Annotated in this window: 6 protein-coding genes; 5 read left to right on the top strand and 1 reads right to left on the bottom strand. The window is 69.6% G+C overall.

Translation table 11 applies throughout. From position 1 onward, the window contains the following. Nucleotides 1–49 precede the first annotated feature (49 nt). A complete protein-coding gene (gene adhE / locus HZZ10_RS10200) occupies nucleotides 50–2,833 on the bottom strand; it encodes a bifunctional acetaldehyde-CoA/alcohol dehydrogenase (RefSeq protein ID WP_228087378.1) in 2,784 nt (927 codons plus the stop codon). A gap of 331 nt (nucleotides 2,834–3,164) precedes the next feature. Between adhE and HZZ10_RS10195 the strand changes: the two genes are divergently transcribed. The 5 genes from HZZ10_RS10195 to HZZ10_RS10175 all read left to right on the top strand — a co-directional run bounded on the left by HZZ10_RS10195 (nucleotide 3,165) and on the right by HZZ10_RS10175 (nucleotide 6,848). Continuing rightward, nucleotides 3,165–3,653 (top strand): methylated-DNA--[protein]-cysteine S-methyltransferase, encoded by a 489-nt coding sequence (locus HZZ10_RS10195; RefSeq protein ID WP_179913419.1) that lies wholly within the window; start codon nucleotides 3,165–3,167, stop codon nucleotides 3,651–3,653. Next, nucleotides 3,653–4,159 (top strand): RNA polymerase sigma factor, encoded by a 507-nt coding sequence (locus HZZ10_RS10190; protein ID WP_179913418.1) that lies wholly within the window; start codon nucleotides 3,653–3,655, stop codon nucleotides 4,157–4,159. Before HZZ10_RS10195 ends, HZZ10_RS10190 begins: the two co-directional genes overlap by 1 nt. Nucleotides 4,160–4,187: 28 nt before the next feature. Beyond that, nucleotides 4,188–4,790 carry a methylated-DNA--[protein]-cysteine S-methyltransferase gene (locus HZZ10_RS10185; RefSeq protein ID WP_056137171.1) on the top strand — a complete coding sequence of 201 codons (603 nt, stop codon included), beginning with the start codon at nucleotides 4,188–4,190 and terminating at the stop codon, nucleotides 4,788–4,790. Further along, a complete protein-coding gene (locus HZZ10_RS10180) occupies nucleotides 4,787–5,656 on the top strand; it encodes a DNA-3-methyladenine glycosylase family protein (protein ID WP_179913417.1) in 870 nt (289 codons plus the stop codon). Before HZZ10_RS10185 ends, HZZ10_RS10180 begins: the two co-directional genes overlap by 4 nt. A gap of 259 nt (nucleotides 5,657–5,915) precedes the next feature. Next, nucleotides 5,916–6,848, top strand: coding sequence for a helix-turn-helix transcriptional regulator (locus HZZ10_RS10175; protein ID WP_179913416.1), 933 nt, complete (start codon nucleotides 5,916–5,918; stop codon nucleotides 6,846–6,848). Nucleotides 6,849–6,855 lie beyond the last annotated feature (7 nt).

The raw sequence follows: 6,855 nt of genomic DNA, 5'->3' as shown, positions 1-6,855 counted from the left end.
GAGGAGCGGGGCGTCGGCCGTCTGCGGCGGTACTAGCGGTCAGCGCGTCTCAGCGGCGGCGGCCCTTCTTCGGTGCCTCAGGTGCGAGGTCCTCAGGGATCTCGACTGCAGCTGCGTCGACGGGGGTTGCCTCCTCAGGGGTGGCCGAGACCGCGGGGACGGTCTCGACCGCGGCGCGACGGCTCGCACGGACCGCCTCGAAGGAGGTGCCGTAGTACGCGGCCTCCATGATGGTCTTCATGTCCTCGAGCATCGGCATGCGGGGGTTGGCCGGGGCGCACTGGTCCTCGTAGGCAGCCATGGCGAGCGAGTCGAGGCTCCCGATGAAGTTCTCCTCGGCGACGCCCTGTGCCTGGAAGGACGGGGCGATGCCGACCTTGTCACGCAGCGCCTCGACGGCCTTGGCGTAGGACTCGACGCCCTCGGCCGGCGTCGACGCGGGGAGACCAAGGTGCTTGGCGATCTCCTGGAAGCGCTCGGGTGCCACGTAGTGCTCGTACTTGGGCCAGCTCGTGAGCTTCGTGGGCACGGTGCCGTTGTAGCGGATCACGTGCGGCAGGTACGTCGCGTTGGTGCGGCCGTGGATCAGGTGGAAGGCCGACCCCGTGACGTGCGCCATCGCGTGCACGATCCCGAGGAACGCGTTGCCGAAGGCCATGCCGGCGATCGTCGCGGCGTTGTGCATCTTCTCGCGGGCCTTGACGACGGTCTGCTCGGTGCTGCCGGGAGCGCCGTTGACCGAGGCCTCGATGTTCTCGAAGATCAGCTTGATGGCGTGCAGGCACAGGCCGTCGGTGAAGTCGTTGGCGTAGACGGAGACGAAGGCCTCGGTCGCGTGGGTCAGGGCGTCGAAGCCGGAGTCTGCGGCGAGGAAGCCGGGCATCATCGCGGTCAGTGCCGGGTCGACGATCGCGACGGTCGGAGTGAGCGCGTAGTCGGCGAGCGGGTACTTCTTGCCCGAGACCGGGTCGGTGATGACCGCGAAGGGCGTCATCTCGGAGCCGGTTCCCGACGTGGTCGGGATGCAGACCAGGCTGGCCTTCTCGCCGAGGTCGGGGAACTTGAAGGCACGCTTGCGGACGTCGAAGAACTTCTCCTTCATGTCCGCGAACTCGATCTCGGGGTGCTCGTACAGCAGCCACATGACCTTCGCGGCGTCCATCGGCGAACCGCCGCCGAGGGCGATGATCGTGTCGGGGTTGAAGGCCCGCATGAGCTCGGCGCCGGCCGTCACGGAGTCGACCGTCGGCTCGGGGAGGATGTCGTCGATGATCTGCAGCGCGACGCGGTCGCCGCGGCGGTTGAGGACGTCGAGGATCTTGTCGACGAAGCCGAGTCGGGTCATCGTCGAGTCGGTGACGATCGTGACCCGGCTGATGCCGCGCATGTCGGCGAGGTAGCGGATCGCGTTCGGCTCGAAGTACGTCTTGGCGGGGACCTTGAACCACTGCAAGTTGTTGTTCCTCCGGCCGATGCGCTTGACGTTGACGAGGTTGATCGCCGACACGTTGTTGGAGACCGAGTTGTGGCCGTAGGAGCCGCAGCCGAGGGTGAGCGAGGGGATGAAGGCGTTGTAGATGTCGCCGATGCCACCGAGGGAGCTGGGCGCGTTGGTGATGATGCGGACGGCCTTCACGCGTGAGCCGAACTCTTCGATGATCGCCTGGTCCTCGGAGTGGATCGAGCCCGAGTGGCCGAGACCGTCGAACTCCACCATCTGCTCCGAGAGGCGGATGCCCTCCTCGGCGCCGTCGGCGCGCAGCACGGCGAGCACGGGGCAGAGCTTCTCGCGGGTGAGGGGCTCGTTGGGGCCGACCTCGGAGACCTCCGCGAGGATGATCGACGTGCCCTCGGGGACCGAGAAGCCCGCCTTCTCGGCGATCCACTCGGGGCTCTGGCCGACCACTGTCGGGTTGAGCTTGGCCTCGCCGCAGTTGGTGCCGTTGGCCTGGACCCCGAAGATGAGCTCTTCGAGCATCGCCTTCTCGGCGGCGTTCACGCGGTAGGCGTGCAGGACCGCGAACTCGGACATGGCCTCGTCGTAGATCGGGGCGTCGAGGATGACGGCCTGCTCGGAGGCGCAGATCATGCCGTTGTCGAAGGCCTTGGACAGGACCACGTCGTTCACGGCGCGCTTGAGCTTGGCGCTGCGCTCGATGAAGGCCGGGACGTTGCCGGCGCCGACGCCCAGGGCGGGCTTGCCGCAGGAGTAGGCCGCACGGACCATCGCGTTGCCGCCGGTCGCGAGGATCAGTGCGACCCCCGGGTGGTTCATGAGCAGGTTGGTGGCCTCGAGCGAGGGGTGCTCGACCCACTGGATGCAGTCGGCGGGTGCGCCGGCGGCGACGGCGGCGTCACGGACGACGCGGGCGGCGGCGACCGAGGACTGCTGGGCCGAGGGGTGGAAGCCGAAGATGATGGGGTTGCGGGTCTTGAGCGCGATGAGCGACTTGAAGATCGCGGTCGAGGTCGGGTTCGTCACCGGGGTGACACCGCAGATGACGCCCACAGGCTCTGCGATCTCGGTGATGCCGGTGAGCTCGTCGCGGCTGATGACGCCCACGGTCTTGAGGTTCTGCATCGAGTTCGTGACGTGCTCGCACGCGAAGATGTTCTTCACGGCCTTGTCCTCGAAGACTCCGCGGCCGGTCTCGCGCACGGCGTGCACGGCGAGCTCGCCGTGCTGGTTGAGGGCTGCGACCGAGGCCTTCTTGACGATGTGGTCGATCTGCTCCTGTGTGAAGCTCGCGTACTCGGCGAGCGCAGCGTTGCCTGCGACGACGAGAGCGTCGATCTCGGCGGCGACTGTGGTCGGTGCGTCGGTGAGGGTCATCGGGTCCTTCGATCGGGATGTCGTGCGGGGGATGTGATGTCTTCAACGCTATGCGGGTGTGTCCGCCCTCACATGCGTCAAAGGTCCCATGTTTTGTCCAGAGCGGGTGCGGGAGCTGGTACGGATGACGCTCTCCGAGATCTGACAGGTCTCGGACCTCACGAACCGGCTCTGGCCGACGTCTGCAGGGTGACTGGGATGATGGTCCGGCGTCCGCACCCGGTGCGGCGTCAGATGTGCGCAGCTGTCTGCATCTGTCTACGGCGGCCGTCGACGCGGATCGACGCGGGCCTGGCGAGCAGGACCAGCTTCAGGAAGGGAGGGGGATCGTATGAGGACGTTCCGGGTGATCGAGTCGCCCGTCGGTCCGTTGACGGCCGTGAGCACTGACGGAGTGCTCAGCCGTCTGTTCATGGCGGGGGCGGCTCACCTCCCCGACTCTTTCGGCGAGCCCTCGGACGACGGTGCCGGGCAGCTCGAGAGCGAGCTCGCCGAGTACTTCGCGGGCGGGCGTCGCGAGTTCACGGTGCCGACGGCCGCTGTCGGGACCGTCTTCCAGCACAGGGTCTGGGCCCAGCTGACCGAGATCCCCTACGGCTCCACCCGCAGCTATCTCGACCTCGCGCTGGCCCTGGGTGATGCCCGGCTGGTGAGGGCGGTGGGAGCCGCGAACGGGCGCAACCCCCTCTCGATCATCGTGCCGTGCCACCGCGTGGTCGGCTCTGACGGGACCCTCACCGGGTACGCGGGTGGGATCGCCCGCAAGGAGCAGCTCCTCGCGATCGAAGACCCGCGCCGCCTCGCCGAGGTGCTCTTCTGATGCAGCGGGCCTTCGACCACGTCGTCACGGCGCACGGCGGCGCTGTCCTGCGGGTGTGCCGGGCGCTTGTCGGCCCTGACGACGCAGACGACGTGTGGGCCGAGACCTTCGTCTCGGCGATGCGCGCCTACCCGGAGCTTCCTCACGACGCCAACGTCGAGGCGTGGCTGGTGACCATCGCCCGTCGCAAGGGGATCGACCACCTCCGCGCCAGGGCTCGGCGCGCCCTCCCGGTCGAGACGGTTCCTGAGCGTCCGGAGACCGCCGGGCTCGGTTCGGCCGAACGGCTCGACCTGTACGCCGCGCTCGCGACGCTGCCCACCCGCCAGCGGGAGTGCGTCGCCTTCCACCACCTGGGTGGCCTGCCCTACGCCGAGGTCGCCGCCGTGCTCGGCGGGACCGAGGCAGCCGCGCGTCGGGCTGCCGCCGACGGGGTGCGAGCGCTCCGCGCGGCACTCGCTGGACCTGTGACCACAGACGAGGAGGTGTACGGTGCACGACTCTGAGCAGAATCAGCAGAAGGAGCAGACCGCACTGGGCTGGGACGAGCTCGCCGGTCTGGACACCGACGCGGACAGTGTCGTCGAGTCGGTGCTGCGGGCACGGCTGGCGCTCGTCGCCCAAGAGCGCGGGCTGCTCGACGTCGCCTACCGCACCGTCGACACACCTGTCGGCGAGATGCTCCTGGCAGCGACCGAGGTCGGCGTCCTCCGCCTGGCCTTCGCGGTCGAGGGCTTCGACCAGGTGCTCGACACGCTGGCCCGCAAGGTGAGCCCTCGGGTCCTGCGTGCGCCGGCCCGGCTCGACAGGCTGGCCTTCGAGGTCGAGGAGTACCTGACCGGCAGCCGGCGCAGCTTTGACCTGCCTCTGGACCTGACCCTCACGACGGGTTTCCGCCGAGAGGTGGTCCGGCACCTCCCCGAGATTCCCTATGGGCGCACCGCGACCTACACCGAGGTGGCCGCACTCGCGGGTAGCCCCCGTGCGGTCCGCGCGGTGGGCACAGCCTGTGCGAAGAATCCTCTGCCGCTCGTCGTGCCGTGCCACCGGGTGGTGCGCTCGGACGGCACCACCGGGCAGTATGCCGGCGGGCCTGCCGCCAAGCGGTGGCTGCTCGAGCTCGAGGCGGCGTCATGAGCAACGGTCTGGCAGTCCGACTCGAGCACACGGTCCCGATCACCCTCGAGCCGCTGATGCGGACCGTCGCCGCCCACGCGATTCCTGGCATCGAGACCTGTGACCTGCTCGCTGCTCGGCACTCGCGCAGCGTTCGCGGGGGAGAGCTCGTCGTCACGGTCGCGTGGGACGAGCCGGGATCGGTCCGACTGAGCGCTGTGGACCACGACGGTGACGCCCCGGTCGACGCCGGGCTCGTCGCGACAGTCCGGCGCTGGCTCGACCTCGACCGCGAGGTCGAGGGGATCGACGCGCACCTCGCGCAGTCTGGGACGCTCGCACCTCTTGTCGCTGCGCGCCCGGGGCTGAGGATCCTGGGCTCGGTCGACGGGTTCGAGACCGCCGCGATGACCGTGATCGGGCAGCAGGTGTCGCTCGGTGCAGCCAGGACCTTCGGTGGGCGGCTGGTCGCGGCGCTCGGGGGAGACGCCCCAGCAGGATTCCGGTCCTTCCCGACAGCCGAGGCTGTCGCAGCGGTCGATGTCGACACCCTGCGCAGCATCGTCGGGCTCACCGGAGCCCGGGCAGCGACCGTGTCAGCCCTCGCTCATGCCGTCGCCTCGGGCGACCTCCTCCTAGGTATGGACGACGACCCGCATGCCGCCCGCGCTGCACTGCTCGCCGTGCGGGGTATCGGACCGTGGACAGCCGACTACGTGGCGCTGCGCCTCTTCGGTGATCGTGATGCCTACCCGGCGGACGACCTCGTGCTCAAGAAGGCCCTCGGGGTCCGGACCGGGACAGCGGCTGCACGGCTCAGCGAGGACTGGGCACCGTGGCGGGCCTACGCCGTCACGCATCTCTGGACTCAGACGGCGTTCTCTTGAACCGACGCGTTCATCACGCCGGAGCGCCTGGCGCCTGACAACCTGTCACCGAGCCCCCCGGCACCACACGACGAGGCGAGCGCGTCTCGGAGGTTGTCGTCCCCTGCCGAGCGGTGATGCACGCTCGCACACGCCCGCGGCGTACCTCAAGACCTTCGTGCCGACGTGGCCTGCAGGCGGCTCGGCGCGAGAGTGTGATGAGCGTGGCGGGTACAGCTGGTACCTCCCGCGGGCCGGCACGAGGTCGTACGGTCGGAGGATGGACCTGAAGACCGAGACCCGCGAGTTCCTCTCGACGCGCCGCGCGCGGATCACCCCCGAGCGCGCCGGTCTGCCTGCCTACGGCGGTCACCGCCGGGTGCCCGGTCTGCGGCGCGAAGAGGTGTCGATGCTCGCCGGGGTGAGCGTCGACTACTACACCCGGCTCGAGCGCGGGAACCTCGGCGGGGTCTCCGAGGAGGTGCTCGAGTCACTCGCCGAGGCCCTCCAGCTGGACGAGGCGGAGCGCGGCCACCTCTTCGACCTGGCACGTGCCGCGAACGCCTCGGGCGCGGCGCGCTCGCGGGCACGCCGCGCACCAGCCCCGGTCTTGCGCCCTGCCGTCCAGCGGATCCTCGACGCGATGCCGGACGTGCCGGCCTTCGTGCGCAACGGCAGGCTCGACGTCCTCGGCTGCAACGTGCTCGGGCGTGCGCTCTACGCGCCGCTGTTCGAGTCGGCCGAGCAGACCATCGGTGGGCCCGTGAACGCCGCCCGGTTCATGTTCCTCGACCCGACGCCGGCCCGGGCGTTCTGGGGTGAGAAGGCGGACCGTATCGCTCACGACTCTGTCGCGATCATCCGGGCCGAGGCAGGCCGCAACCCCTACGACACGTCGCTCACGGCGCTCGTCGGCGAGCTCTCGACCCGCAGCGAGGACTTCAGGAGGCTGTGGGCCTCCCATGATGTGAGGTACCACCGATCGGGGACCAAGGTGTTCTGCCACCCGGTGGTCGGCAGGATGGAGCTCGACTTCGAGGCCCTCGTGCTCCCCGCCGACCCGGGCCTCCAGGTGAACGTCTACACCGCGGCGCCGTCGAGCCCGTCGGCGGACGCGCTGACCCTGCTGGCGTCGTGGGCCGCGACAGGTCGACCGGCAGCAGGGGCGACGTCGTCGGCCGTCGCAGTCGGCCGTGACGAGCCCGTCGCCTGAGACGGGC

Origin of the sequence: Sanguibacter inulinus, assembly GCF_013415325.1 — a bacterium.
Classification (GTDB): Bacteria; Actinomycetota; Actinomycetes; order Actinomycetales; family Cellulomonadaceae; genus Sanguibacter; species Sanguibacter inulinus.
This window is presented reverse-complemented; position numbering and strand designations above follow the sequence as displayed.